The sequence below is a fragment of the Amycolatopsis sp. NPDC001319 genome (assembly GCF_042896185.1).
Taxonomy (GTDB): domain Bacteria; phylum Actinomycetota; class Actinomycetes; order Mycobacteriales; family Pseudonocardiaceae; genus Amycolatopsis.
This window is the reverse complement of sequence record NZ_JBIAWY010000012.1, coordinates 1-26,503: the sequence shown is the minus strand read 5'-3', so window position 1 is coordinate 26,503 and position 26,503 is coordinate 1. Positions and strand designations below refer to the sequence as shown.

Sequence of the window (26,503 nt, the reverse complement as noted above, 5' to 3'; positions counted from 1 at the left end):
CTCGGCCGCCTGCGGGGTGCTGTCGCTTTCCGCCGCTTCGCCGGGCGAAGCCTCGGCGGAGTTCTCCTCCCGCGGCGAACCTTCCGGCGCGGCACCGTGTTCGGGCGGCTCGGACACCGAGGTCTCCGTCGGCACGACCTCGTCGAGGTCGATCGCTTCCACGGCCGGCGCGCGGTCGTCTTCGGTGCTCACCCGTACTCCTCTTCGTCGGCCGCGGCGCGGTCGTGTTCGGCGGCGACCGAGGCCTCCGCGACGCTGCCGCCGGTCCAGCGCACGTGGAGCTCGGCGAGCGCCTCGAGCTGTTCGAACTGCACCGTCGACTCGCGGTACAGCTCCAGCAGCGCGAGGAACCGCGCGACGATCTCCACGGTGTGCTCGCAGTCCTCCACGAGCTCCTTGAACGTGGCCTGCCCCGCCTCCGCGAGCTTCACCCGCAGCAGCGCCGCGTGCTCGCGCACGGACACGCGGCCCATGTGCAGGTGCGCCAGCGACACCGTCGGCGGCGGCTTGGGCTTGAAGACCGAGACGGCGATCTCCGCGAACTTCTGCGGGGTCACGCCGAGCATCACCTCGGGCAGCAGCCCGACGTAGCGCTCCTCCAGCGCCACCGAGCGCGGGTAGCGTCGCAGCGCGCCCTGTTCAAGCTCGCCGAACAGCGCCGCCACCTGCTTGTACGCGCGGTACTGCAGCACCCGCGCGAAGAGCAGGTCGCGGGCTTCCAGGAGTGCGAGGTCATCCTCGTTCTCCACCTCGGCCGACGGCAGCAGCCGCGCGGCCTTGAGGTCCAGCAGGGTCGCGGCGATGACCAGGAACTCCGTGGTCTCGTCGAGGTTCCAGTCGGACCCGAGCGCGCGTGTGTAGGCGATGAAGTCGTCGGTGACCGTGTGCAGCGCGACCTCGGTGACGTCGAGCTGGTGCTGCGAGATCAGCTGCAGCAGCAGGTCGAACGGCCCCTCGAAGTTCTTGAGGCGCACCTTGAACTTCGAGGTGCTGAGCTCCTCGGCGTAGCCCGCCGGGATCGTCCCGCCGTGCACGGTCTCGTGCTCGACGGGCTTCTCCTCCGCACCCGGCGTGTCTTCCGGGAGCGGAGTCCCGCCCGCCGACTCACTCTGGGCCGCGGTCTCGGCCGGGCCCTCAGTCTCTGCCGGGCCCGAAGTGTCGTCCGGGAGCGGAGTCTCGTGCTGGATCGGCGTCTCGGTACCCGGGGCCGCGGCGTCCGGCTCCGGCTGCTCGGCCGATGCCGGTTCGTCCATCAGCCCTCGGTTCCGCCTTCTTCTTCCATCGCCTGCAATCGCTGGACCAGCACCGACTCTTCACCGCGCTGGTCGAAGTCCGCGATCAGCACGGCCACCGCCTCGCGCACCAGGCGGCCGCGGTCGACCACGAGGTTGTGCTTGGCCCGCAGGTTCAGCCGGGTCTGCTCCATCGCGAGCAGCTCGTCGCCCGAGACGTACACGGTGATCTTCGCGTCGTGCTTCGTGCGGCCGGAGCCGCTTCGCGCAGCGGCGCGGCTGAGCTGGTCGGCGTCCGCGCTCTTCTTCGGGAGCGGTTCGGCCGGGGCGGGCGCTGCCGGGCGCTCGAGTGCCGGGCCGGCGGGACTGGAGGTGAGGCGGAAGAGTTCCGACGCTCCGGGCAGGGAAGCGCGCCTGCTCACCGAGCGATCACCTCGCGAGCCAGCGCGCGATAGGCTGCCGCGCCGGCCGACTTGGGGGCCCAGGTCGTGATCGGCTCACCCGCGACTGTCGTCTCGGGGAACCGCACGGTGCGGTTGATCACCGTGTCGAACACGATGTCGCCGAATGCCTCCACCACGCGAGCCATGACCTCCTTCGAGTGCAGGGTTCTCGGGTCGTACATCGTGGCGAGAATCCCCGTGATGTCCAGTTTGGGGTTGAGGCGTTCCTGCACCTTCTCGATCGTGTCGATCAGGAGCGCGACGCCTCGCAGACTGAAGAACTCGCACTCCAGGGGGATGATCACACCGTCCGCGGCGGTCAATGCGTTCACCGTCAACAGGCCGAGCGAGGGCTGGCAGTCGACAAGAACATAGTCGTAGTCGTTCATGACCGGACGAAGGACCCGTAACAACGTGTGTTCGCGCCCTACCTCTGCGACGAGCTGGACCTCCGCCGCGGACAGGTCGATGTTGCTCGGCAGCAGGTCAACGCCGTCGACGCGGGTTTTGCGGAGCACGTCCTCGATGCCGACGGAGCGCTCCATGATGACGTTGTAGACCGTCTGGTCCAGCTCGTGCGGCTGGATGCCGAGACCCACCGACAGGGCGCCCTGCGGGTCGAAGTCCACGAGCAGCACGCGACGCCCGCACTCGGCGAGCGCCGCACCCAGGTTGATGGTCGACGTGGTCTTGCCGACGCCGCCCTTCTGGTTGCACATGGCGAGCACCTTGGCCGGGCCGTGGTGGTCCAGCGGCGCCGGTTCGGGGATCTCGCGCAGCGGCCGGCCGGTGGGGCCGATGCCGCTCTCTTCGCGCTCCTTCGCGCGCGCCCGGGCTCTCTCGGCGCGGCTCAGGCGCGGGCTGTCGGACGGTTCGTCGCCGTCGTGGTTCGCGGGGGTGGCGATGTGCGCCTGGGAGAGGCTCGCCGCGGCCGAACCGGCGGACGCGGCCGGGCGCTCCGGCTGGTTCGGTGTCGACATGGCGGGAAAGCTCCTTGTTTCGGCGTCGGAGGCAGCCTATGCGGGGAGTCGGAGCCCCGGCAAAGCGCCGCGCCGGGCCGGGCGCGCGAAGTCACCACTGGTGGCTGATGCCCTGAGGACCGGTCAGCCCAGTGCGCGCGGGTGCGCCGTCGCGTACACCTCGCGCAGCGTATTGACCGTCACGAGCGTGTAGACCTGCGTCGTCGTCACCGAGGCGTGGCCCAGCAGCTCCTGCACCACGCGCACGTCGGCGCCGCCTTCGAGAAGGTGCGTGGCGAACGAGTGGCGCAGGGTGTGGGGCGAGACGTCGGCGGTGATGCCCGCGCGTTCGGCCGTGTCCTTGAGGACCTGCCACGCGCTCTGCCGGGAAAGCCGGCTGCCGCGCACGTTGAGGAACATCGCGGACGTGCCGCGCCCGTGCGCCGCGAGCACCGGGCGGGCCCGCACGAGGTAGGCGTGCAGCGCCTCCACCGCGGGGCGGCCGATCGGGACGAGCCGCTGTTTGCCGCCCTTGCCGTCGAGCAGCACGGTGCGGTCGGTGTCGTCGACGTCGTCCACGTCGAGCCCCACGGCTTCGGAGATCCGGGCGCCGGTGGAGTAGAGCAGTTCGAGCAGCGCCCGGTCGCGCAAGGCGCGCTCGCCGTCGGGCGGCGGGGTCTCGAGCAGCTTGAGGACGTCGGTCACGGGCAGCGCCTTGGGCAGCCGCTTCGCCGCGGCCGGCGGGCGGACCTCGCGTGCGGGGTCGTGCTCGGTGATGCCGTCGGCGTGGGCGAACTTGTGCAGCCCGCGCACGGCGACCAGCGCCCGCGCGGCCGAGGACGCGGCGAGCGGCCGGTGCTCCTCGTCGCCTTCGCGCAGGGCCGCGCCGAACGACGTGACGTGCGCCGGCGTCACGTCCGGGAACCGCGTGACGTCCGCGGCGGCGAGGTGCGCGGCGTAGCGGCGCAGGTCGCGGGCGTAGCTGTCGAGCGTGTTGCGGGCGGTGCCGCGCTCGACCACGAGGTGGTCCAGGTACGCGGCGATCACGTCCCCCACCGCCGTCCTGCCCGTGCCCGTCACGGGGTCACACTCTAGGCCGCCGGGCCGTCCGTGCCCGCCGACGCGCGGCGGGCACGGACGGGCAGATCAGCCTTCCGCTCGGCGCCGGGCGAAGCGGGTGGGCCGGTCGCGCCACGGGGCGTCGGCCGGACGGGCCTTGGCCGCGCCGGTGAGCACCGCGTGGGCGGCCAGCACACCCGAGACGGTCGCGCCGTTCACCAGCTCACCCGAGAGCGCCATGGCGACGGCTTCGGCGAGCGGGAACTTCTTCACCACGAGGTCGGCCTCCTCCTCGCCGAGCACCTCGCGGTCCACTTCGGACAGACCGCGTGCGAGGAACACGCGCACGACCTCGTCGGTGAACCCGGGCGAGGCGGCCACGTCCACGAGCGTCGACCACTCGTCCGCCGCCAGCCCGACCTCCTCCACGAGCTCGCGCTTCGCCGCGTCGACGGGGTCCTCCCCCGGCTTGTCGATCAGGCCTGCCGGCAGCTCCCACAGCCGGTGCCCGAGCGGGTGCCGGTACTGGTGGACCATCGTGACCGCGGCATCGACACCACTGCCGTCGAGCGCCAGGATCGCGACGGCACCGAGGTGCTCCACGACCTCGCGCTTCGCCGTGCCGCCGCCGGGCATCACCACGTCGTCGACCCGCAGGCCGACGACGCGTCCGATGTGGACGACCTCGCTGCCGGCGACCGTGAACTCGTGCGTGCCGGGCTCGGTCACCGGGCCGCCACGGGCGCCTCGGCGAGCTCCACCGGCAGCCGCTCGGCGACCTTGCGGTCCACCACGGCCTTCACGAACGCGCTGAAGAGCGGGTGCGGCCGCGTCGGGCGGCTCTTGAGCTCCGGGTGCGCCTGCGTGCCGACGAAGAACGGGTGCACGTCGGCCGGCAGCTCCACGAACTCGACCAGGCGGTCGTCGGGCGAGGTGCCGGAGAAGACGAGCCCGGCGTCCGACAGCTGCTTGCGGTAGGTGTTGTTGACCTCGTAGCGGTGGCGGTGGCGCTCGGAGACCTCGGTGCTGCCGTACGCCTTCGCGACCTGCGAGCCCGGCTTGAGCTTCGCCGGGTACGCGCCCAGGCGCATCGTGCCGCCCATGTCCCGCTCGCCCGCGACCACGTCACGCTGGTCGGCCATCGTGGAGATCACCGGGTGCGTGGTGTTCTCGTCGAACTCCGCCGAGTTCGCGTCCTCGATGCCCGCCAGGTGCCGCGCGCCCTCGATGACCATGCACTGCAGGCCCAGGCACAGCCCGAGCAGCGGCACGCCGCGCGTGCGGGCGTACTCGATGGCGCCGACCTTGCCCTCGATGCCGCGGATGCCGAACCCGCCGGGGATCAGCACGCCGTCCACATCGGACAGCACCGAAGCGGCGCCCGACGCGGTCTGCGCGTCGTCCGAGGCGACCCACACGATCTCGACCTTGGCGCGGTGGGCGAACCCGCCCGCGCGCAGGGCCTCGGTGACCGACAGGTACGCGTCGGGCAGGTCGATGTACTTGCCCACCACGGCGATCCGCACGGTCTCGCTCGGGTTGTGCACCCGGTTGAGCAGGTCGCCCCACACCGTCCAGTCGACGTCGCGGAACGGCAGCCCCAGGCGGCGCACCACGTAGGCGTCGAGCGCCTCGCCGTGCAGCACCTTGGGGATGTCGTAGATCGAGCGCGCGTCCGGGCAGGCGATGACCGCCTCCGAGTCGACGTCGCACATCAGGCCGATCTTGCGCTTGAGGTCCTCGGGGATCTCCCGGTCGGCCCGGCAGACCAGCGCGTCGGGCTGGATGCCGATGTTGCGCAGCGCGGCCACGGAGTGCTGGGTCGGCTTGGTCTTGAGCTCACCCGACGGCGCCAGGTAGGGCACGAGCGACACGTGCAGGAAGAAGCAGTGGTCCCGCCCGACGTCGTGGCGCACCTGGCGGCACGCCTCGAGGAACGGCAGCGACTCGATGTCGCCGACCGTGCCGCCGACCTCGGTGATGACCACGTCCGGGGTGTTCCCGTGCTCGTCCGGACCGGCCGCGGCGGTGATGCGCGACTTGATCTCGTCCGTGATGTGCGGGATGACCTGGACCGTGTCGCCGAGGTACTCGCCGCGGCGTTCCTTGGCGATGACCTCCGAGTAGACCTGGCCGGTCGTGACGTTGGCCTTGCCGTCGAGGTCCCGGTCGAGGAACCGCTCGTAGTGCCCGATGTCGAGGTCCGTCTCCGCACCGTCGTCGGTGACGAACACCTCACCGTGCTGGAACGGGTTCATCGTCCCGGGGTCGACGTTGAGATAGGGGTCGAGCTTCTGCATCGTGACGCGAAGCCCGCGTGCGGTAAGGAGCTGGCCGAGGCTCGAGGCCGTCAATCCCTTACCGAGAGAGGAGGCGACGCCTCCGGTGACAAAGACAAACTTGGTAGCCCGCGACTGATGTCCCACGGGCCGCCAGCATATCGCACGCACGCCGATCCGCTCGTTCACGCCCGTTCCCGGCGCGGCGCCGATGACGCTGACCACCACGCTAGGCTTCGGTGCGTGACGGATGCGCACGAAAACCACTGGGCCGCGCCGGTCGCGGCGGCGGCACTCGACGCGCGGGTGCGCGTCCCGGGCTCGAAGTCGATCACGAACCGCGCCTACGTGCTGGCCGCGCTCGCGGGCGCGCCCACGCGGGTGCGCGTGCCGCTCGACTCGCGCGACACGCGGCTCATGCTCGGCGCGCTGGCCTCGCTGGGCGCCCGGTCGGAGGAGACCGCCGACGGGTTCCTCGTCCACCCGCTCGGCGCCACCGGCAGCAGCCACGGCGAGCCGGTCGAGGTCACGCTCGGCAACGCCGGCACCGTCGCCCGCTTCACGCCGGCGCTCGCCGCGCTCGGCGACTCCCCCGTGCTCTTCGACGGCGACGAGGCCATCCGCCGCCGCCCGATCGGCCCGCTGCTGGCCGCGCTGCGCCGCCTCGGCGTGCGCATCGACGACGACGGCCGCGGTGCCCCGCCCTTCACCGTCCACGGCGACGGTGGCGTCCGCGGCGGCACGGTCGACCTCGACTCGTCGGCCTCGAGCCAGTTCCTCTCCGCGCTGCTGCTGGCCGGCCCGGCGTTCGATCGCGGCGTGACCGTGCGCCTGGTCGGCGACGCGCCGCCGAGCGAGCCGCACATCGCGATGACGCTCGACATGCTGCACCGCTTCGGCGCCACCGTGGAGCGCGAAGGCGCGGAGTTCCACGTCGCGCCGGCGAAGCTGTCGTGCCCCGAGTACGTCGTGGAGCCGGACCTGTCCACGGCCGCGCCCTTCGTGGCCGCCGCCGTGGCCGCGGGCGGCACCGTGCGCGTCGCGGGCTGGCCGAGCACCACGACCCAGCCGGGCGACTGGCTGCGCACCTTCCTGCCGGCGCTCGGCGCGTCGGTCCGGCTCGAGGACGGCGGCCTCGCCGTCACCGGCGGCTCGCACATCCCGGGCGTGGAGCTCGACCTGCACGAGGTCGGCGAGCTGACCCCGGTGGTCGCCGCGCTGCTCTGCTTCGCGGACGGCCCGTCGGTGATCAGGGGCGTCGCGCACCTGCGCGGCCACGAGACCGACCGCATCACCGCGCTCGCCACGGAGCTGTCCGCACTGGGCGGCGACGTCTCCGAAACGGACGACGGCCTGCGCATCACCCCGGCCCCGCTGCACGGCGGCGTCTTCCACACCTACGACGACCACCGCCTGGTCATGGCCGCGGCCGTGCTGGGCCTGCGCGTGCCCGGCATCCGCGTCGAAAACCCCGCGACGGTCGGGAAAACGTTCCCGGCGTTCGTGGAGACGTGGACCGGGATGCTCGGGTCAGGCCAGTAGTCGGAGTGGCCTTGTCCCCAGCGGGCGGCCGCTACGCCTGAGCGGCAGCAGCAGCCGCCCGCTTGACCCCCAGGGGCGGCCGGCCCGTCAGCGCCTTGCTCCACGGCAGCCTCCGCAGCAGTTCGACGATCAGCAGCGTCAGCGCGACCGTGGCCGGGTAGACGACCACGGTCGTCCACGGCGCCCCCACGCCGTCGCCGACGAACGCGATCAAGGGGCTCAGCAGCGCCAGGGCGAGAGGGTGCGTGAGGAAGATCGCGAACGACCGGTCCACCGCCCACGACACCACACGGCCGGCGGGCCGGCCCGCCTCCGCCCAGCGCGTGCCCGCCAGGAACAGGCCCGCGATGGCCGCGACGCACCACGGCACGAGGTAGGGCCGGAACGCGTCGCTCGCCAGCTCCGGCCACAGTCCGTTGTGGACACTCACGAAGTAGCCCGTCTCGGCCACGGCGAGCGTCACCACCAGCCCGCCGGCCACGAACCACCGGTGCCGCCGCACCCACGCCTGCACGGCCTCGAAGTGCACGGCCGCGACGGCGCCGAGCACCGAGTAGAACTGGTACGGCAGCAGCGTCGTGAAGAACCGGCTGACGGTCGAGTACTCCACGCCTTCGGGCGGGTAGCTCAGGAAACACGTGACCGCGATCTGCACCGCACCGGAGATCCCCAGCACGAGCCACGGCCGGCGCTCCAGCGTCCGCACCAGCTTCATCAGCACCGGGAACAGCAGGTACACCTGCAGCGTCACGAGCAGGAAGTACAGGTGGTACCACGCCGTGCCGTTCGCGATCTCGATGCCGAGCGCGCGCAGGGCCGCGGCGACGGAGCCGACAGGCTGCTCGGCGGTGAGCAGCGAATAGCCCCAGTACAGCACCGACCAGACCACGTACGGCACCGCGACCAGCGGCACCCGCCGGCGCCAGAACGCCACCGGCCGCGGCGGGCGCGAGCGGTAGGAGAACACGAGCACGAACGTCGTGAGCGCGAAGAACGCCTCGCGCGTGAGGTGCAGCGGCGCCTCCAGCGCGTCGGACACGACGTCCTGCGGGAAGGTCGTGGCCCCCAGCACGTGCATGAAGATCACCAGGGCGAAGGTGATCACGCGGTACAGGTCGAGCTGGTGGAGGTGGGCCGCCCGCGCCGGGGCCGCCACGGGGGCGGGTGCGATCTCGGTCGTGGTCATCGTGCGGCCGGGCCCCCGGGTGCGGAGTGGATCATGCGACCACATTTGCCGCACTGCCTGTGAAGCAGCCATGAAGTGGCTGAGAACCCGCTTTACCGCAGGAAAACGGGCGTAGCGAAAATCACGTCCGTCCACGGACCGGGAACGCGTCCGCACCACGGTGGTACATACCGCTCCGAAATGGGCGTGCGGAGTCGACGACCGCACGCGTAGCGTCCGACGACCATGGGCGATCGAGACGATCCGGCCGACGGCTGGTTTCCGGAAAGCGTGGCCGCGGGGTGCGACGAGCCGGGTGGCGCGAACGCGCCCGAAGTGGTGACGCCGGCGGTGGATGTCCTCGAGGAGCTGGCCGACGGCCCCGTGCTCGAATTCGCCGTCGGGACCGGGCGGATCGCCGCCCCGCTGGCCGCGCGCGGCGTGCGGGTGAGCGGAATCGAGCTGAGCCGGGCCATGGCGGCGCGGATCGCGGGCAAGCCGGGCGGTGCCGCGGTCGACGTCACGATCGGCGACATGACGTCGACGCGGGTGGCGGGTGAGTTCTCGCTGGCGTACCTGGTGTTCAACACGATCGGCAACGTGACCACCCAGGACGGGCAGGTCGACGTCTTCCGCAACGCGGCCGCGCATCTGCGGCCGGGCGGGCTGTTCCTCGTCGAGGTGGGCCTGCCGGATCTGCGGCGCCTGCCGCCCGGGCAGGACACCGTCCCGTTCGCGGTGGTCCCCGGCCGCGAAGGCGCCGGCTACGTGGGGTTCGACCAGTACGACGTCGTGACGCAGGAGTTCACGTCGAACCACCTCACCGTGGCACCGGACGGAACGGGGCGGTTTCGCCGCATCCCCTTCCGGTACGTCTGGCCGGCCGAGCTGGACCTCATGGCGCGCATCGCCGGGATGAAGCCGAAGTTCCGATGGGCGGACTGGGATCGTTCCGAGCTCACGGCCGCCGGCACCAAACACGTGTCGGTCTGGGAAAAAGCCTGAAGCACTCCCGGCTCACCCGAGCTTCAGCCCGTCAGCCAGGGCCGGAGTTTCTCGGGGTTGCGGATCACCCAGATGTGCTTGATCCGGCCGTCCGCGACGTCGAACGCGTACACCGTCTGCGTGATCCCGTCGCGCTGGGCCACGAGGCCGGGCTGGCCGTTGACGGTGCGTTCCGCCAGCGTGGTGGTGCCGAGGGCACGGTGGGCGAGCTCGGCCCAGGCCCGCGCGATCCGCTCGGCGCCTTCGATGGGGTGCAGGAAGGTCAGGGCGCGGCCGCCGCCGTCGGCGGTCGCCGTGGCGTCGGGGTCGAGCAGGCCGATCAGGGCGGCGATGTCCTTGGCTTCCCACGCCTGCTTGAAGTCCCGCACGACGCTCGCGTGCCGGGCGGCCGGGCTCGCCGGCACCTGCGCCGCGCGGACGCGCCGGCGGGCCGAAGACGCCAGCTGCCGGCAGGCCGCGGGCGTGCGGCCGACGATCTCGGCGACTTCGCCGAACGTGTAGCGGAACACGTCGTGCAGGATGAACGCCACGCGCTCGGCCGGGGTCATCGACTCGAGCACGACGAGGAACGCCATGCCGACCGACTCGTCCAGCGTCACGTGGTCGGCCGGGTCGGCGCCGCCCGCCCGGCCGGGCCACTCCGCGGGCCCGGGCAGCGGCTCGGGGATCCACTCGCCGACGTAGGTCTCCCGCCGGGAGCGCGCCGAGCCGAGCAGGTTGAGGCAGATGCGGCTGGCGACCGTCGTCAGCCAGGCGCCGGGAGACTCGACGGCGTCCTGCTGCTCCCGCGACAGCGCGTACCAGCGGGCGTAGGTCTCCTGCACGGCGTCCTCGGCTTCGGCCAGGGAGCCGAGCAGCCGGTAGGCGAGGTTGGTCAGGTGCCGGCGCTCGCTCATGATCGCGCTCAGGCCCGGCTCGGGCGGGGTGGTCGGGTTGGACATCGCGGCGGCGGCTCCCTCGGTCTCGTCCTCAGCAGTACGACACGACAGCGCGCCCGAATGTGAGGCCGCCACCCCGCCTCACACTTCGGGGGCGTGAGTTGTCGAGCTGGTGAGACCCTCGACCGCCGGCAGGAGACACCATGACCACCTCGCTGTTCACCGCCCCCGCTTCCGCGCAGCGCCTGCAGCGCACGGCCACCGCGCTGACCGCGCACGGCTTCACCGTCGAGATCCTCGACGACGTCGCCGCGGCCCGCACCCGCGTCGCCGAGCTGGTCCCGGAGGGCGCCAGCGTACTCACCGCGGCCAGCGAAACGCTGCGTTTGTCCGGCATCGACGACGACCTCAACACCAGCGGGCGGTACGAGGCGATCAAGCCCCGCACCCTGGCCATGGACCGCGCCGCCGACGCCGACGACATCCGCCGGCTGCGCGCCAGCCCCGACTTCCTCGTGGGCAGCGCGGCCGCGGTCACCGAAACCGGCTCGCTCGTGATCGCCTCCGGCAGCGGCAGCCAGCTGCCCGCGTCCTCCGGCGGCGCCGCCCGCGCGATCTGGATCGTCGGCGCGCAGAAGATCGTGCCCGACCTGGACACCGCGCTGCGCCGCGTCGAAGACCACTGCCTCCCGCTGGAAAGCGAACGCGCCCTCGCCGCCTACGGCTGGCCCAGCGCCGTCAACCGGCTGCTGGTCCTCAACGCGGAACCCTTCCCGGGGCGCAGCACCATCGTGTTGCTCCGCGAAGCCATCGGGTTCTGACGCGCCGGTCCCCGATTGACACCGGCACCGGGCGCCCAGCAGAATTCCCGTCGCCACAGCCGCACCGCCGCCCGGTTGCCGTGGGGATCCCTGGCGTCCCCGGGAGTTCGAAGGGCGAAACAGTGCGAAGGCAGTTACGCGTTCTCGGCGCGACCGTGCTCACCGCGGTCCTGGCGGTGGTCCCGCTGAGCGGCACGGCGGCAGCGCAGCCGGTGCCGCACACGATCGTGACGGACGGCAAGAAGCTGGCGCAGATCCGCGCCGAGCTGCGCGGCGGACACGCCACCCCGGCGCAGAAGGCCGCGCTCAAGACGGTGCTGGGCAAGGCCGACGAGGCGCTGACCGCCGGCCCGTGGTCGGTCATGGACAAGCCGACCACCCCGCCGAGCGGCGACAAGCACGACTACCAGAGCCAGGCGCCCTACCAGTGGGCCAGCCAGCCGAAGACACCCGACAATCCGCAGGGCTGCCCGTACGTGAACCGCGACGGCGAGCGCAACCCCGAGGCCGACGCGATCACCGACCACACCTACCGCATGGTGGCGTGGGACGCGATCTACTACCTCAGCACCGCCTGGTACTACACCGGCGACGCGAAGTACGCCCAGCGCGCCGCCCTCGACGTCCGCACGTGGTTCCTCGACCCGGCGACGCGGATGAACCCGAACATGACCTACTCGCAGATCGTGCCGTGCAAGAACACGATCAGCGGCACGGGGATCATCGACTCCACGCAGTCGTTCAGCCAGCTGCTCGACGCGTTCGCCCTGCTCGACTCCGGCGCACCCGGCTGGACCGGCCACGACCGCTCGGCGATCCGCGCGTGGCTCGGCCAGTACCTGGCCTGGATGCAGACCAGCCCGCAGGCGAAGCTGGAACTGGCCGCCACCAACAACCACGGCACGTTCCTCGACATGCAGAACGCCACCATCGCCGCTTACCTCGGCAAGACCGCCGAGGCGCGCAAGATCGTGACCGACGCGCTGCACAAGCGGTTCCCGGTCCAGTTCGACGCCGACGGCAACCAGCCGCTCGAGCTCACGCGCACGATCTCGTGGCACTACGTGAACTTCAACCTCACGGCGTGGGGCCGGATGGCGGAGGTCGGGCACACCGTCGGCGTCGACGTGTGGGGCTACCGCGCGAGCAACGGCGTGACGCTGCGCAAGGTCGTCGACCGGCTCATCCCGGCGGCGCTGAACGGCGTTTCGTCCTGGCCGTACCCGCAGATCGCCCCGCTGGACCAGTCGATCGCCGCGGACATCTTCCACGCGGCCGCGGAGGAGGCCCACGACACCGATGCGGCGAAGGCGCTCAAGCAGATGCCGCTGCCCGCAGGCGGCGACACCTGGCCGGTGCGGGTCACCTGCTTCCCGCTTGACCCGCCGCTCAAGTGACGGGCCGACCTTCGGCGGGCTTTTCCGGACGAAACACCCGATAGTACCCACGGCCCGGAATTGGTCTAGTCCGAAGTATTGACTCTCCCTGTGCACTGGTTCACATTCTCTGGAACGGGCCGGTACCGCTCAGGCAGTGATCCACACGTCGCGTCGGTCCTCCGCGCACTCCCCGCGCGCGGAGGACCGTTCGCCTGCGCGAGGGAGAACCCATGCAGCACAAGGTATCCAGAAGAGCCGCGTGGCTCTCGGCCGCCGCGGCGGCCGTGGTCGTCGGCGGGCTCACGACACTGGCCGGCCCGCCTGCCGAAGGCGCGGCCGTCGCACCCGCGGCGAGCCGGCAGGCCGCCGCCTCGGGCGGGCTGCGCGTCGCCTACTACGACCAGTGGAGCATCTACCAGAACGCCTACTACCCGAAGAACGTCGACGCGCTCGCGGGCAACCTCGACTACCTGATCTACGACTTCGAGAACATCGATCCGACGAACCTCACCTGCTTCGAGGCCACGAAGGCGAGCGACCCCGATCCCGCCGGCGAGAACGACCCGAACGCCGGCGACGGAGCGGGCGACGCCTTCGCCGACTACCAGAAGTCCTTCGGGTCGGACATCAGCGTCGACGGCACGGCCGACGCGTTCGGCATGCCGATCGTCGGCAACTTCCACCAGCTGCAGGAGCTCAAGGCGCGCCACCCGAACCTCAAGGTGGTGCTCTCGCTCGGCGGCTGGACCTACTCGAAGTACTTCTCCGACGCCGCGGCCACCGACGCGTCGCGCAAGAAGCTCGTGAGCTCGTGCATCGACATGTTCATCAAGGGCAACCTGCCCTCGCAGGGCGGCTACGGCGGCCCCGGCACCGCGGCCGGCATCTTCGACGGCTTCGACATCGACTGGGAGTACCCCGGCTCCACCACGGGTCACCTCGGCAACCACGTCAGCGCGAACGACACGGCCAACTTCACCGCGCTGCTGAAGGAGTTCCGCACGGAACTCGACGCACTGGGCGGCAAGCACTACTCGCTGTCCGCCGCGCTGCCGGGCGGGCAGGACAAGATCGCGAAGCTGCAGACCGACAAAATCGGCCAGTACATGGACTTCGCCGATGCGATGACCTACGACATGCACGGTGCGTGGGACGCGACGGGGCCGACGAACTTCCAGGACCCGCTCTACGGTTCGCCGAACGACCCGTCGGGCACGATCCCGCCGGGCACCGAGAAGTACACGACCGACTCGGTGATCAAGGCCTACACCCAGGGATCCCCGGCCTACGGCATCCCCGGCGGCTTCCCGGCGAACAAGCTCACGCTCGGCATCCCGTTCTACTACCGCGGCTGGACGGGCGTGCCCGCCGGCGCCAACCACGGGCTGTACCAGTCGGCGTCCGAGCCTTCGGCCGGGAAGACGTTGAGCGGCAACGTGCCCGGCATCGCGATGTACAAGGAACTGAGCGGCATCGTCGACAACCCGGCGGACACGTTCTACGACCCGGCCACGCAGTCGGCCTGGTTCTACGACGGCACGAACTTCTACGGCGGCTCGTCGGCGCAGTCCATCAAGGCCCGCACCGATTACATCCACTGCACCGGCCTCGCCGGCGCGATGATGTTCTCGCTCTACGACCTGGACCCGAACGCGACGCTGTTCCACGACGTCGTCAACGGGCTGGCGAGCTCCACGGCCGGCTGCGGCACCACGCCGCCGACCACGCCCACTACCCCGACGACCCCCACCGCACCGACTACGCCGACTACGCCGACGACTCCGCCCACGACTCCGACCGCGACTCCGACCACGCCGGGCGGCGGCTCGTGCTCGGCGGCGGCGTGGAGTGCGACGCAGGCCTACACGGGCGGTGCGGTCGTCTCGTACAACGGGCACCAATGGACGGCCAAGTGGTGGACGCAAGGCGATACCCCCGGCGGCAGCCAGAACGTGTGGACTGACAACGGGGTCTGCTCGCAAGGCGGCACCACCACGCCACCGGGTGGCAGCTGCCCGGCCGCGTGGAGCGCCACGCAGGCCTACAGCGGCGGCGCCACCGTGTCCTACAACGGGCACAAGTGGACCGCGAAGTGGTGGACGCAGGGCGACACCCCCGGCGGCAGCCAGAACGTGTGGACCGACAGCGGCGCCTGCTGAGCGCAAATCGGCGGCGGGTCCGGATCTCTCACCCTCCAAGAGATCCCGGCCCGCCGCCGACGTGCGTGGTGCTAGTTCCCGGCCGACGACCCGACGCCCGGCGCGGGGGCCTGGGCGTTGCCGCCGATGCCGTAGCGGCCGGAGCCGCCGTCGAGCTGCTCGCGCAGGGCCAGCAGCGTCGCGACGCGGCCGGCGGCGGAGTCCACGTTGTCCACAGTGGACAGGATCGAAGTCGCCGAGGTGTCGGCGCGCACCACGCCGATCGGGCCGGAGCCGTCGGCCGAGCCCGGGTCGCCGGCGAGCACCGTGCCCGCGCCGGAGCGGTCGAGCTGCGTCGCGAACCGCGCGATCGTGGCCGCGCGGTCGCCCGCGCCCTCGCCCGTCTGCTGCGCGCCGGTGAGCACGATCGCCAGCTGCGCCGGCTGCACACCCTGGCTGGGCTTCACGAAACCGCCGTCGGTGAGGCCACCGAGCGCCGCGGCCAGTTCGTCCCCTGTGGACTGCGGCTTCGCCGTGGACTTGTCCAGCAGCAGCACCGAACCGAGCAGCGCGCCGGCGAGCGTGCCGGAGTCACCCGCGGTCGGGAAGTGCGAACCGGCCGGCTGCAGGCGCGTGACGACGTCGCGCAACTGGTCGGCCTTCTCCGGGTCGGTGAACGCGTCGGTGAGCTGAAGCTCCCCCGTGACCGAGGCGCCGGACTGCTGCACGAGCTGCTTGATCGCGTCGCGGTCGGCCGGGCGCGCGTCCTCCGTGGTCACGAGCACCACCGTGCGCTTGTCGAGCGTGCCGGCCACGACCTTCGGGCCCATCGACCCGGCGAACGCGTCGGAGTCGGCCAGGCGCGCGTTGAGCGCGTTGCGCTGCGCCTCGAGGTCGGAGACCTGCGTGCCGAGGTCCTTCTTCTGGTCCGACAGGCCCGAGAGCAGCGAGCCGTTGAGCGCGGTGGAACCCAGGACCACGCCGACGGCCAGCGCGAGGAAGCACGCGGTGATGGAAACGATGTGGTACCGCAGGGAAATCACGTGAAGAGCCCCTTCACCCAGGTGGTGAACGTGGTCCAGGTGTGCTGGATCCAGTCCAGGTAGACGGAGCCGACGTCGGAGACCAGCAGCGCGGCGACCACCACGACGACGGCGGCGAGGACGAGCAGCGCGACGGCGCCCAGGGACACCCGGCTGCGGTGCAGTGTCGCGACGGCCTTGCCGTCGACCAGCTTCGTGCCCAGCTTGAGCCGGGTGAGGAACGTCGACGGGTTCGAACCCGACCGGCCGTGGTCGAGGAACTCCCGCAGCGTGGCCTGGAACCCGACGGTGACCACGAGGCTCGCGCCGTGGGCGTCGGCCAGGAGCAGCGCGAGGTCCTCGGAGTTGCCCGACGCGGGGAACGTGACCGCGCCGATGCCCAGGTCCTGGATCCGCTCGACACCGGGCGCGTGGCCGTCGGGCTGCGCGGGCACCACGACCTCGGCGCCGCTGCGCAGGGTCGCGGTGCCGATGCCGGTCGGGTCGCCCACGATCACGTCGGGCGTGTGGCCCTGCGCGCGCAGCGTGTCGGCCCCCGCGTCGACGCCGACGAGCACCGGCCGGTGCTCCCCGATGTACTTCTTGAGCCGCTTGAGGTCCTCGGCGTGGCCGTTGCCACCCGCGACCACCAGCACGTGGCGGTCGCGCATCGGCAGCCGCAGCTCGGGCACGCCGACCCCGTCGAGGATCAGCGTGCGCTCCCGGCGGAGGAACTCGATGGTGTTGGCCGAGAACGCCTCCAGCTGCGTCGACATCCCGGCCTTGGCCTCGATCATCTGGTCGGCGACGCTCTCGGGCGTCTGCTCGTCGCCGGAGGCGATCTGCCGCTCCCCGATGTAGACGCCGCCTTCGTGCACGCGCAGCTTCGTGCCGTCCTTGACCGTGCGCAGCAGCTCGCCGCCGACCGAGTCGACGAGCGGGATGCCCGCGGCCAGCAGGATCTCCGGGCCCAGGTTCGGGAACCGGCCGGAGATCGACGGCGAAGCGTTCACCACGGCGGCGACCTCGGCCTCCACCAGCGCGTCGGCCGTCGCGCGGTCGAGGTCGAGCTGGTCGAGCACCGCCACGTCGCCGGCGCTGACGCGGCGCAGCAGCTCCCGGGTGCGGCGGTCGACCCGCGCGACGCCGGTGATGCCGGGGAGGGCTTCGTGGTTTCGCGCGAGCAGACCGGTGAGCTTCATGTGGCTGATGGTGACAAATTTGTGGGTGGGACGAGCGCCGACGCGCCGAAGGGGACGTGACTCATTGTGGTGAGCCGTGTCGCCGTGAGCGTCCGTTCAGGGTTGGATGGTGGGTTCCGCCGGGGCGAACGAGAGGTTCAGCCAAGGACTGGCGGGATCTTGAAGCAGCAGGTGATGGACTCGCACGGCCGAGGTGTACTCCTCGCCGAACTCCTCCTCGTCCAGGGCGAGGGCCCGGCCCATGACGTAGCTCGCCGACAGCTCGGCCCATGACTGGTGGTAGCGACGCGCCACCGCGCCCGCCTCGAGCACCATCAGCTCGGCCGTGAGCGGATCGCAGTGACCCACCGCCAGACCCCAGCGCGCCATCGCCACCGCACGGGCGACGTCCCACCCGATCGTGGTGCCGACGACGCCGGAGGGTGGCAGCAGCCCGTCGGCTCGGAAGCGCTGTTCGTACCGCACGACGCGGCGCAGGACGTCGGTGAGGGCGGGCGCTTGGTCCTGCGCGCCGTTGTCCGCGCACCAGCGCACCACGAGCTCGGCCCAGGACCACGGGTCGAGCCCCGCGCCGTAGCGGGCGCGCAGCACGAGAACCAGGTTGCCCGGCGTGAGCGTGTACCCGGGGCCGACGAGGTCGTTCATCGCCGCGCGCCAGCCGGCCGCGTCGGAGACACCCCACCAGTCGCGCAGGCCGCGGACCTCGGCGACGAAGTCGTGGTAGCGGGCGTCGAGCACGTTCCACGGTTCGGCCGTGAGCACGGCCTGGTGCGCGCCGCAGGCGAGCGCGTGGGCCAGCGGGCCGTCGAAGTGCCCGTAGCGCGCGGTGTTGAGCCGTTCGACCTGCTGCTCGACCGCCGTGACGCGGTGCGGGTTCGCGTCGAGCCACGGCAGCACGGCCGAACCGGGTACGCGCCACTCGCCGAGAGTGCCGGCGTTGAACACCACCTGCTCGTCGGCGTCGACCCCGTGCAGCGCCCAGTCGAGATCACCGCTGAGGAACACCACGTCGGCGCCGAGGTCGGGCAGCGCGCCGCGCGTGAACAACCGCAGCGAACGCTCGCGGCAGCAGGCTTTGGCCGACGACCAGCCCTGCTCGCCGGCGAGCTTCTCCGCGTCTTCCCGGAGCATCGGCACGAACAGCTCTTCGTCGCCGAGCAGCCCGAGGAACCGGTCGAGATCGCCGTCGCGCCGAGCGCGGGCGAGCTCCGCCTCGACGTCGGCCACCGCGGCCCAGATCATGGAGTGTGGTCAGCCCTTCTTGGCGCGCTTGCGTTTCGGCTCGGCGGCGGCCTTGTCCTTCTCCGCCACGGCGAGCAGCTCCTCGGCGTGGGCGCGGCCGGTCTCCGTGCCGTCCATGCCGGCGAGCATGCGCGCCAGCTCCTTCACGCGATCAGGCTGCTTCAGCGTCTTCACACCGCTTCGCGTGACGCCGCCGCTCGTGCCCTTGTCCACCACGAGGTGCTGGTCGGCGAAGGCCGCGACCTGCGGCAGGTGCGTCACCACGAGGACCTGGTGCGTGCGCGCGAGCCGGGACAGCCGGCGGCCGATCTCGACCGCCGCGCGCCCGCCGACGCCGGCGTCGACCTCGTCGAACACCAGGGTCTGCACGGTGTCGGCGTGGGCGAGGACCACCTCGATGGCCAGCATCACGCGCGAGAGCTCACCGCCGGAGGCCGCCTTGTGCACCGGCAGCGGCGGCGCGCCGTTGTGGGCGCGCAGGAGCAGCTCGACCTCGTCGATGCCGTCGGAGCCCGCGTGGACCGCGTGGCCGTCGATCGCGAGCGCCTGGCGGTCGCCGTGCTCGGCCGGCTTCTGCTCGACGGTGATCTCCAGCTCCGCCTGCCCCATCGCGAGGCCGGACAGCTCCTTGGTGATCGCCGACGCCAGCTCGGCCGCGGCCTTGCCGCGCGCCGCCGACACCGCGGTGGCGTGGTCGCCCAGTTTCACGGCGAGCTCGTCGCGGCGGCGGGCCAGCTCGGCGAGCGCCTCCTCGGAGGTGTCCATCGACTCGAGCCGGCGGCGGGCGTCGTCGGCCCAGGCCAGCACGCCGTCGACGTCGGCCGCGTACTTGCGCGTGAGCCGCTTGAGGTCGGCCTGGCGCGCCAGCACCTGCTCCAGCAGCGCCGGGTCGGCGTCGAGGCCCTCGATGTACCCGCCCAGCTCCGCGCCGACGTCGGTGAGCAGCATCGACGCTTCTTCCAGCCGCGGCACGAGCTCCCGCAGCGCCGCGTCCTCGGCCGAGGCCAGGCGCCGCAGGGCTTCGCCGACGAGACCGAGCGCACCGGGCGCGTCGGGGTCGCCGTCCTGCGAACCCGACACCGCGACGTGCGCCTCGGTCGCCGAAGCGCGCAGCTCGTCGACGGCCATCAGCCGCTTGATCTGCTCGGTGAGCTCCACGTCCTCGCCCGGCTGGGGCGCGACGGCGTCGATCTCGGTCAGACCGTGCTTGAGCAGGTCGGCCTGCTGCGCCATCTCACGCGAACGGGTGGACCGCTCGGTGAGCTCGCCGATGACCGCCAGCCACTCCTCACGCACCTCGCGGTAGGCGGCGAGCGGCTCGCCGACCGCGGGGCCCGCGAACCGGTCGATCACCGCGCGCTGCTCGCTCGGGCGCAGCAGCCGCAGCTGGTCGTTCTGCCCGTGCACGGCGATCACCTGCTCGGACAGGTCCGCCAGCACGCCGACCGGCACGGACCGGCCGCCCAGGTGGGCTCTCGACCGCCCGTCGACGGTCACCGAGCGCAGTGCGATCACGCTGCCGTCCTCGTCGATGTCCGCGCCCGCATCGGTGACGATGCGGCTCGCGGTGTCGGCCTTGTCGAGGGTGAAGCGCCCCTCGACGAAGGCCTTGAGCATTCCGTTCCGGACCTTGGACGCTTCGGCCCGCCCACCGGAGAGCAGGTGCAGCCCGGTCACGACCATGGTCTTCCCGGCGCCCGTCTCACCGGTCACGACGGTGAAACCCGGGTGCAGTTCCAGCAGGGCGTCCTCGATGACTCCGAGGCCCTGGATGCGCATCTCGGCCAGCACGACGCCTACGGTAGCCGCCCCCACCGACCTTCCGTGCGCTCGACCGGTGCTAAACGTTCTTTTCCCTGGTCGAACACCTGTGCGGACGGATGGGCCCGGGCGTGTCACCGGTCACCTCGCGCACCCACACCCGGTCAGACCGAGCGGCCGCCGGTGCGCCGTTCCCGCCAGCTGCGCACCGGGAGGCCGAACTTGTGCACCAGCCGGTCGGTGAACACGCCGTCCCACAGCCGCACGAGCCGCACCGGGCGGCGGCCGCAGACGACGCGCACGCGCGAGCCCGGCGGCATGTCGAAGCTGCGCAGGCCGTCGCAGGTCAGGACGGCGCTCGGGCCCGCCGGGTCGATGCCGACGGTGATCACCGAGTCGGGTGAGACCACGAGCGGGCGCGAGAACAGGGCGTGGGCGTTGCTGGGCACCACGAGCAGCGCCTCGACGTCGGGCCACATGATCGGGCCGCCGGCGGAGAAGGCGTACGCGGTGGAGCCGGTCGGTGTCGCGCACAGCACGCCGTCGCAGCCGAAGGACGAGACCGGGCGGCCGTCGACCTCGATCAGCGCGTCGAGCACGCGTTCACGCGAGAACTTCTCGACGCTGGCCTCGTTGAGGGCCCACGTGCGGTAGAGCTCGACGCCGCCGTGGGTGACGGTGACGTCGATCGTCATCCGCTCCTCGACCTGGTACTCGCGGTCGACCACGCGCTGCACGGCGTCGGCGAGCGCGTCGGAGTCGGCCTCGGCCAGGAAGCCGACGCGGCCCAGGTTCACCCCCAGCACCGGCACTCCCGCGGGCCGCGCGAGCTCGGCCGCGCGCAGCAGCGTGCCGTCACCGCCGAGCACGAACACGAGCTCGGCCCCGCGCGCGGGGTCGTCCTGCGGCGCGACGACAGTGCAGGGCATGTCCATGCAGCCGTCGGGGTCGATGAGCTGACGCACGTCTTCGTCGGTCACGCGCAGCCGGATCCCGGCCTTCGTGAACCGCGCGGACACCTCGCGTGCGGCCTCCCGCGTGTGGTCCCGGTCCGGGTGCGCCACGAGAAGCACTTCACGTTCGCTGGTCACTGGGGTCCTTCCTGGACGGCGGCCCGCACGAGCCGCTCGACACCGTCCACAGTGCCATCGGCGGCCCCGGGCTCGCCCGGATCTTGACGCCGAAGATCCCGGCGCAGCCACACGAAGTACTCGACGTTGCCGGAGGGGCCGGGCAGCGGGCTCGCGACCACTCCGCGCAGCGCGAGCCCCAGCTTCGCGGCTTCGGCGATGACGTCGAGAACGGACTGCACGCGCAGCTCCGGGTCGCGGACCACGCCGCCGCTGCCGAGGCGGTCCTTGCCGACCTCGAACTGCGGCTTGACCATGGGCACGAGGTCGGCGCCTTCGCGCGCGCACTCGGCGAGCGCGGGCAGCACGAGCTTGAGTGAGATGAAGGACAGGTCGCCGACGACGAGGTCGACCTGGCCACCGAGCGTCTCCGGTGTCAGGTTGCGCACGTTCGTGCGGTCGAGCACGACCACGCGTTCGTCGGTCCGCAGCCGCCAGTCGAGCAGGCCGCGGCCCACGTCGGCGGCGATCACGGTGGCCGCGCCGTTGCGGAGCAGCACGTCGGTGAACCCGCCGGTGGACGCGCCCGCGTCGAGGCAGCGGCGGCCCTCGACCGTGAGGCCTTCGGGACCGAACTTCTCCAGCGCGCCCAGGAGTTTGTGCGCGCCGCGCGAAGCCCAGCCGGGGTCGTCCTCGTCCTTCACCACGATGGGCGCGTCGAACTCGACGCCGGTGGCGGGTTTGGACGCGACCATGCCGCGCACGGACACCTTGCCGCCGGTGATCAGTGCCGACGCCTGTTCCCGCGAGCGGGCGAGGCCGCGGCGGACCAGCTCCGCGTCGAGGCGGGCCCGTTTGGGCACGCCGGTCAGACCCTGTCGATGCTGGACAGGGCCACGGTGAGCTCGGTGTGCACGGCTTCGAACCGGTCGACGTGCTCGAAGAGCGGCACCGAGTTCAGGTCGTCGAGGCCCGCCACGGCTTCCTCGATCCCCGCGCGGGGGTCGATCTGCTGCGGGCCGGGTCCGGGTACCGGCGGAGGGCCCGGGACGGGCCGCGGGACGTTCGGGTGCACGAGCTCAAACTACCAGTCAGGCCAGGCGCAGCCCGGTCAGCGCCGCCTCGGCCGCGTCGCCTTCGGCCCGGACCTCGGTCACGCCGCTCGCCCACGCCGCGTGGCACAGCGCGCGCAGCAGGTCGAGGGCGTCGCCGCTGCCGCGGACGGTCAGCACGTCGCCCGGCACGATCTCCCAGCCCGGCCGGGGACCGATCTTCAGGTCCTCGGCGCGCTGCGTGAGCGCGGTCAAGTCGGCGGCCAGGTGCGTCGGCCGTTCCGCCGGGATCGCGGTCAGGAGACCGGCGGGCGTCGCGACGCCGGAGAGCACGGCGAGCACGTCCATGCCCGCGGAGACGGCTCCGGCGATGTCCGTGTCGAGCCGGTCGCCCACGACGAGCGGCCGGCTCGAGCCGGCCGACTTCGCGGCCGTCTCGAACAGCAGTGGCTGCGGCTTGCCCGCGACGACCGGTTCGGTGTCGGTGGCTGTGCGCAGCGCGGCGACCATGGAACCGTTGCCCGGCAACAGGCCTCGCTCGGTGGGCAGGGTCGCGTCGACGTTGCACGCGACCCACAGCGCGCCCGCGCGGATGGCCAGCGCCGCCTCGGCGAGGTCGGCCCACCCGGTCTCCGGCGAGTGCCCCTGCACGACGGCTTGGACGTCGCCGTTCTTCCGCGTCGTGCCCAGCCCGGCCGCTTCCACCTGGGCGGCCAGCGAGTCCGTGCCCACGACCAGCACGCGCGCACCGGCGGGCAGGCGCTCGCCGAGCACCGCGGCGGCGGCCTGGGCGCTCGTGTGCACCTCGTCGACGGCCGCGTCGAGACCCAGCTCACGGAGGTGCGCCACCACATCGGCCGGCGCTTTGGACGCGTTGTTCGTGACGTACCGGACGGCCGCCCCGTGCTCCCGCACGGCCGCGACCGCCTCCGGCGCGCCCTCGATCACCTGCGAGCCGTGGTACACGGTGCCGTCCAGGTCGAACAGCACCGCGTCGTAGCCCGCGAGGAGCGCGTCACTCATTCGACAGCTCCGCGGCCCGCTCGGCGGCATCGGTGTCGTCTTCGTTGTCGGCCTCGGCGGCGTTGAGGAACCAGCGCACGGCCTCGTCCTTGCGACCGGCGGCCACCAGGTTGTCGGCGTACGCGTAGAAGAGACGCGCACTCCACGGGTCCCGCTTGCTCGGCACCAGGTCCGGCCCCTGCAGCGAGACGACCGAAGCGTCCACCTGCCCGAGGTCCCGCCGCGCCCCGGCCGCGACGATCGCGAGCTCGACCTGCGTCGCCTTCGACAGCTTCGCCGTGTCGGTCTCCTTCGCCAGGTCCAGCGCCCGCTCCGGCCGGCCCAGGGCCCGCTCGGAGTCGGCGATGATGGCGATGTGCTCGTCGCTGCGCGTCATGCGGCGGACGGCTCGCAGCTCCGACAGGGCCTCCTGCCAGTTGCCCGCGTGGTAGGCCGCCAGCCCCATCGCCTCCCGCACGATCGGCACGCGCGAGGCCTTCAGCTTCGCGTACTTCGCGTGCTCCAGCGCCGCCTCCGGGTCGACGTCGATCAGCCCGCCCGCCGCGACCAGGTGCTTGCCGACGGTCTCGGCCAGCCCCTTCGGCAACGTCCGCAGCTCACGCCGCACCTCTTCGTCCAGATCGGAGTACTCGATACCCTCCGGCAGCTCCGGCGCTTCGAGCAGCTCCCTCGCCAGCGCCGCGTCGTCCAGCGCCTCGGCGCCGGCCCGCGTGCCGCCGCGCACCGGACGGTCATCCCGCCGCGGCCGCGAGTCGCGGCCACCGCGCGCGTCCCGGTCGTCCCGACGGGGCCGGTCGTCGCGGCGATTGTCTCGGCTGTCCCTGCTGTCCCGGCCTTCGCGGAAGTCGCGACGGGGCCGGTCGCTGCCGCTGCCACGGTCACCGCGGTCGTCACGGTCCCGCTGGGGACGCTCGTCGCGGCCACGGTCACCGCGGTCGTCACGAGAGGACCGCTCGCCACGGTCGGCAGCGGCGCCGTCGCCACCGGTTCGGCTGTCGTCGGAAGAGTCGCCGCGAGAGGACCGCTCGTCGCCATCGTCGCCGTCGCCGGGCGTGGTGCCGTCGCCATTATCGCGGCTGTCGTCGCCCGCGCGGATGTCACGAGAGGACCGCTCGTCGCGGTCGTCTCCCGAGTTGTCGCCGTCGCGCTCTTCGCGAGCGGACCGCTCGCTACCCTCGCTGTCGCCACGGTCTTCACGCGAAGCGTCCTCGCGGGTGTCGCGGTCGCCGTTGGCGTCGTCTCGGTTGTCGCGAGTGGACCGATCGCCGTCGGGATCGGCCGAGTCGGTCTGCGACCTTGCAGCGTCGCGAGAAGCCGGCTCTTCGCGATCGGCGGTGTCGTCCGCGCCGGCGTCGGCCGTCGCGTCCGAGCGCTCGCCGCGGCCGGTGTCGCCGGGCTTCGAGAAGTCGTCGCGGTCGGCGGTGTCGCCGGCGACGAAACCGTCGTCGGTGATGTCGAAGTCGTCGTCGGCGGCGCTGTGGGTGTCGGCTCGGTCGAAGCCGCGCGAGTCGCCCGAGTCGCGGCGGAAGCCTCCGCGGTCGTCGCGGTTGAAGGAGCCGCGGGTGTCACGCGGCCCGTTGTCACGGCGGTCGGAGCCGTGCGAAGCGCCCCGGTCGTCACGGCGGTCGGAGCCGCCCCGGTACCCGCCGCGGTCGTCCTTACGGAAGCCGCCGCCGGAGCCGCGGTCGTTGCGGAAGCCGCCGCGGTCGTCACGGTCCTTGCGGAAGCCGGAGCCGCCACGGTCGTCGCGCGAGCCACCGCTGCGGAAGCCGCGGTCGTCACGGTCCTTCTGGAAGCCACCCGGCCGGCGGTCGTCGCGCGACCCACTGGTGCGCGGACCGCGGTCGTCGCGGTCGCCCCGGTAACCGCCCGAGGTGCCGCGGTTGTCCCGGTCACCCCGGTAACCACCCGAGCCGCCGCGATCATCGCGGTCGCCCCGGTAGCCACCGGAGCTGCTGCCGCCGCGGTCGCTGCGGAAGCCGGAGCCGCCGCTGCCGCGGTCGTTCCGGTACCCACCCGAGCTGCCACCAGTGCGGTCGCCGCGGTAACCACCGGTGCTACCGCCACTGCGGAAGCCGGAGCCACCGCGATCGTCGCGGGACCCACCGGAGCTGCTGCCGCGGTAGCCCGAGCCGCCACGGTCGTCACGCGACCCACCGGAGCTGCCGCCCCGGTAACCCGAGCCGCCACGGTCATCACGCGAGCCCGAAGCGCTGCCGCCGCGGTAACCACCGCGGTCGTCGCGCGAGCCACCCGAACTGCCGCCCCGATAACCAGAGCCGCCCCGGTCGTCACGGAAGCCGGAGCCGCCGCGGTCCTTGCGGAAACCGCCGGAATTGCGGTCGTCGCGGTCGTTGCGGAAACCGCCGCCGCGATTGTCGCGGTCGCCGCGGAAACCGCGGTCGTCGCCGCCCGAATCGCGGTTGGGGCGGTATCCGCCGGAACCCCGGTCGTCACGGAAGCCGCCTCGGTTGTCGCGGGGAGCGCCGGCGCCACGGGAATCGCGGAAGCCGCCGCCGGAGCGGTTGTCGTTGCGGAAGCCACCGGTCGAGCCGCTCGAACCGCGGTCTTCCCAGCGACGCCCGGACGCCGACTTGCCCTGCGGCCGGCCGGAGCGGTTGTCGTAGCTGCCGCGCGAGCCGCGGTCGTCGGAACCGCCGCGCGGGCCGCCCTCGCGGTTGCCGGCGTAGCCGCCGCTGCGCTGGTCACGGGAGCTGTCGCCGCCCGAGGGCCGGCCCTGGTACCCACCGCCGCGCGCACCGCGGTCGTCCCGCCGGGGGCGTCCCTGGTAGCCGCCGTCACGCCCGCCACGGTCCTGCCGCGCGCCACGCCGGTCTCCCCGGGGCGCGTCCGACCGGTTGCCGCGGGAGCCCTGGTCGCGGCGAGCCGACCGGCCGGACCCATCATCCTCTGAGTCACGTCGACCGAACTCGGACACCTGGCCTCCTGCCATAGAAAAATCTTGTGTTCTCACGGGCCACCCGCTACGGGGGCCGACTGACCATCCTACGGGGCCGTACGGAGCACCCCGCGCGCGCATGGCGCTCCGTCACGGGCACCACACAGCACGCCACATAGAGATAGGCCCCGGGAGAACCGCTTTCGCGTTCTCAACCGGGGCCTAACCCTTACTTTTAGTTCGGCGGCGTCCTACTCTCCCACAACCCTTCGGTTGCAGTACCATCGGCGCTACCAGGCTTAGCTTCCGGGTTCGGAATGGGACCGGGCGTT

Annotated in this window: 22 protein-coding genes and 1 rRNA gene; 5 read left to right on the top strand and 18 right to left on the bottom strand. The window is 72.3% G+C overall.

The genetic code is table 11. The features are described 5' to 3' along the window. Window positions 1-188 precede the first annotated feature (188 nt). The 6 genes from ACFY1H_RS37080 to ACFY1H_RS37055 form a co-directional block, all read right to left on the bottom strand. Window positions 189-1,253 (bottom strand): segregation/condensation protein A, encoded by a 1,065-nt coding sequence (locus ACFY1H_RS37080; RefSeq protein WP_386954352.1) that lies wholly within the window; start codon window positions 1,251-1,253, stop codon window positions 189-191. Next, window positions 1,253-1,654 (bottom strand): cobyrinic acid a,c-diamide synthase, encoded by a 402-nt coding sequence (locus ACFY1H_RS37075; RefSeq protein WP_386954349.1) that lies wholly within the window; start codon window positions 1,652-1,654, stop codon window positions 1,253-1,255. Before ACFY1H_RS37075 ends, ACFY1H_RS37080 begins: the two co-directional genes overlap by 1 nt. Further along, window positions 1,651-2,655 carry an AAA family ATPase gene (locus tag ACFY1H_RS37070; protein WP_366588498.1) on the bottom strand — a complete coding sequence of 335 codons (1,005 nt, stop codon included), beginning with the start codon at window positions 2,653-2,655 and terminating at the stop codon, window positions 1,651-1,653. Before ACFY1H_RS37070 ends, ACFY1H_RS37075 begins: the two co-directional genes overlap by 4 nt. A gap of 123 nt (window positions 2,656-2,778) precedes the next feature. Next, the gene (xerD, locus tag ACFY1H_RS37065) at window positions 2,779-3,681 is read right to left on the bottom strand and encodes a site-specific tyrosine recombinase XerD (protein WP_366588564.1); all 903 of its coding nucleotides are present in this window, start codon (window positions 3,679-3,681) and stop codon (window positions 2,779-2,781) included. 99 nt (window positions 3,682-3,780) lie between these two features. Further along, the gene (locus ACFY1H_RS37060; protein ID WP_366588496.1) at window positions 3,781-4,422 is read right to left on the bottom strand and encodes an NUDIX hydrolase; all 642 of its coding nucleotides are present in this window, start codon (window positions 4,420-4,422) and stop codon (window positions 3,781-3,783) included. Then, window positions 4,419-6,119: a CTP synthase gene (locus ACFY1H_RS37055; RefSeq protein ID WP_366588494.1), complete on the bottom strand. Its 1,701-nt coding sequence runs from the start codon at window positions 6,117-6,119 to the stop codon at window positions 4,419-4,421. Before ACFY1H_RS37055 ends, ACFY1H_RS37060 begins: the two co-directional genes overlap by 4 nt. A gap of 96 nt (window positions 6,120-6,215) precedes the next feature. Here ACFY1H_RS37055 and aroA point away from each other — a divergent pair, with 96 nt between their 5' ends. Continuing rightward, on the top strand, window positions 6,216-7,514 hold the full coding sequence (gene aroA, locus ACFY1H_RS37050) for a 3-phosphoshikimate 1-carboxyvinyltransferase (protein WP_386954344.1): 1,299 nt from the start codon (window positions 6,216-6,218) through the stop codon (window positions 7,512-7,514). A 31-nt stretch (window positions 7,515-7,545) separates the two neighbouring features. Here the strand turns inward: aroA and ACFY1H_RS37045 are convergent, their stop codons facing one another. Next, on the bottom strand, window positions 7,546-8,700 hold the full coding sequence (locus tag ACFY1H_RS37045; RefSeq protein ID WP_386954341.1) for an acyltransferase: 1,155 nt from the start codon (window positions 8,698-8,700) through the stop codon (window positions 7,546-7,548). Between the two features lie 225 nt (window positions 8,701-8,925). Here ACFY1H_RS37045 and ACFY1H_RS37040 point away from each other — a divergent pair, with 225 nt between their 5' ends. Next, window positions 8,926-9,684, top strand: a complete 759-nt coding sequence (locus ACFY1H_RS37040; RefSeq protein ID WP_386954339.1) for a class I SAM-dependent DNA methyltransferase — start codon at window positions 8,926-8,928, stop codon at window positions 9,682-9,684. A gap of 23 nt (window positions 9,685-9,707) precedes the next feature. Here ACFY1H_RS37040 and sigJ read toward each other — a convergent pair whose 3' ends face one another. Beyond that, entirely contained in the window at window positions 9,708-10,625 is a 918-nt protein-coding gene (gene sigJ / locus ACFY1H_RS37035) for an RNA polymerase sigma factor SigJ (RefSeq protein WP_386954336.1), read from the bottom strand. A 140-nt stretch (window positions 10,626-10,765) separates the two neighbouring features. Between sigJ and ACFY1H_RS37030 the strand changes: the two genes are divergently transcribed. The 3 genes from ACFY1H_RS37030 to ACFY1H_RS37020 all read left to right on the top strand — a co-directional run bounded on the left by ACFY1H_RS37030 (window position 10,766) and on the right by ACFY1H_RS37020 (window position 14,921). Beyond that, on the top strand, window positions 10,766-11,383 hold the full coding sequence (locus ACFY1H_RS37030) for an LUD domain-containing protein (protein ID WP_366588481.1): 618 nt from the start codon (window positions 10,766-10,768) through the stop codon (window positions 11,381-11,383). Window positions 11,384-11,505: 122 nt separating this feature from the next. Beyond that, on the top strand, window positions 11,506-12,780 hold the full coding sequence (locus ACFY1H_RS37025; protein WP_386954333.1) for an alginate lyase family protein: 1,275 nt from the start codon (window positions 11,506-11,508) through the stop codon (window positions 12,778-12,780). A 212-nt stretch (window positions 12,781-12,992) separates the two neighbouring features. After that, window positions 12,993-14,921: a glycosyl hydrolase family 18 protein gene (locus ACFY1H_RS37020; protein WP_386954331.1), complete on the top strand. Its 1,929-nt coding sequence runs from the start codon at window positions 12,993-12,995 to the stop codon at window positions 14,919-14,921. Between the two features lie 71 nt (window positions 14,922-14,992). Here ACFY1H_RS37020 and ACFY1H_RS37015 read toward each other — a convergent pair whose 3' ends face one another. The 10 genes from ACFY1H_RS37015 to rrf all read right to left on the bottom strand — a co-directional run. After that, window positions 14,993-15,943, bottom strand: a complete 951-nt coding sequence (locus ACFY1H_RS37015) for a copper transporter (RefSeq protein WP_366588474.1) — start codon at window positions 15,941-15,943, stop codon at window positions 14,993-14,995. Further along, window positions 15,940-17,124 carry a putative cytokinetic ring protein SteA gene (gene steA, locus ACFY1H_RS37010; protein WP_366588472.1) on the bottom strand — a complete coding sequence of 395 codons (1,185 nt, stop codon included), beginning with the start codon at window positions 17,122-17,124 and terminating at the stop codon, window positions 15,940-15,942. The genes ACFY1H_RS37015 and steA overlap by 4 nt, the downstream gene beginning before the upstream one ends. 96 nt (window positions 17,125-17,220) lie before the next feature. Next, entirely contained in the window at window positions 17,221-18,366 is a 1,146-nt protein-coding gene (locus ACFY1H_RS37005; protein WP_366588469.1) for a DUF1266 domain-containing protein, read from the bottom strand. Between the two features lie 9 nt (window positions 18,367-18,375). Beyond that, window positions 18,376-20,157, bottom strand: coding sequence for a DNA repair protein RecN (gene recN / locus ACFY1H_RS37000; protein ID WP_366588467.1), 1,782 nt, complete (start codon window positions 20,155-20,157; stop codon window positions 18,376-18,378). Window positions 20,158-20,291: 134 nt separating this feature from the next. After that, entirely contained in the window at window positions 20,292-21,218 is a 927-nt protein-coding gene (locus ACFY1H_RS36995; protein ID WP_366588465.1) for an NAD kinase, read from the bottom strand. Next, window positions 21,215-22,060: a TlyA family RNA methyltransferase gene (locus tag ACFY1H_RS36990; RefSeq protein ID WP_386954325.1), complete on the bottom strand. Its 846-nt coding sequence runs from the start codon at window positions 22,058-22,060 to the stop codon at window positions 21,215-21,217. The genes ACFY1H_RS36995 and ACFY1H_RS36990 overlap by 4 nt, the downstream gene beginning before the upstream one ends. 5 nt (window positions 22,061-22,065) lie before the next feature. Beyond that, the gene (locus ACFY1H_RS36985) at window positions 22,066-22,272 is read right to left on the bottom strand and encodes a hypothetical protein (RefSeq protein WP_386954323.1); all 207 of its coding nucleotides are present in this window, start codon (window positions 22,270-22,272) and stop codon (window positions 22,066-22,068) included. A gap of 16 nt (window positions 22,273-22,288) precedes the next feature. Further along, a complete protein-coding gene (locus ACFY1H_RS36980; RefSeq protein WP_386954320.1) occupies window positions 22,289-23,272 on the bottom strand; it encodes an HAD-IIA family hydrolase in 984 nt (327 codons plus the stop codon). After that, window positions 23,265-26,210 (bottom strand): hypothetical protein, encoded by a 2,946-nt coding sequence (locus ACFY1H_RS36975; protein ID WP_386954317.1) that lies wholly within the window; start codon window positions 26,208-26,210, stop codon window positions 23,265-23,267. The genes ACFY1H_RS36980 and ACFY1H_RS36975 overlap by 8 nt, the downstream gene beginning before the upstream one ends. Window positions 26,211-26,409: 199 nt before the next feature. After that, window positions 26,410-26,503 (bottom strand): 5S ribosomal RNA (gene rrf / locus ACFY1H_RS36970); the annotation flags it as partial.

Coding starts and splice junctions, on each gene's coding strand:
- ACFY1H_RS37080 (WP_386954352.1), bottom strand. CDS start 1,253: ATGGACGAACCGGCATCGGCCGAGCAGCCGGAGCCGGACGCCGCGGCC.
- ACFY1H_RS37070 (WP_366588498.1), bottom strand. CDS start 2,655: ATGTCGACACCGAACCAGCCGGAGCGCCCGGCCGCGTCCGCCGGTTCG.
- ACFY1H_RS37045 (WP_386954341.1), bottom strand. CDS start 8,700: ATGACCACGACCGAGATCGCACCCGCCCCCGTGGCGGCCCCGGCGCGG.
- ACFY1H_RS37040 (WP_386954339.1), top strand. CDS start 8,926: ATGGGCGATCGAGACGATCCGGCCGACGGCTGGTTTCCGGAAAGCGTG.
- sigJ (WP_386954336.1), bottom strand. CDS start 10,625: ATGTCCAACCCGACCACCCCGCCCGAGCCGGGCCTGAGCGCGATCATG.
- ACFY1H_RS37030 (WP_366588481.1), top strand. CDS start 10,766: ATGACCACCTCGCTGTTCACCGCCCCCGCTTCCGCGCAGCGCCTGCAG.
- ACFY1H_RS37020 (WP_386954331.1), top strand. CDS start 12,993: ATGCAGCACAAGGTATCCAGAAGAGCCGCGTGGCTCTCGGCCGCCGCG.
- steA (WP_366588472.1), bottom strand. CDS start 17,124: ATGAAGCTCACCGGTCTGCTCGCGCGAAACCACGAAGCCCTCCCCGGC.
- ACFY1H_RS37005 (WP_366588469.1), bottom strand. CDS start 18,366: ATGATCTGGGCCGCGGTGGCCGACGTCGAGGCGGAGCTCGCCCGCGCT.
- ACFY1H_RS36980 (WP_386954320.1), bottom strand. CDS start 23,272: ATGAGTGACGCGCTCCTCGCGGGCTACGACGCGGTGCTGTTCGACCTG.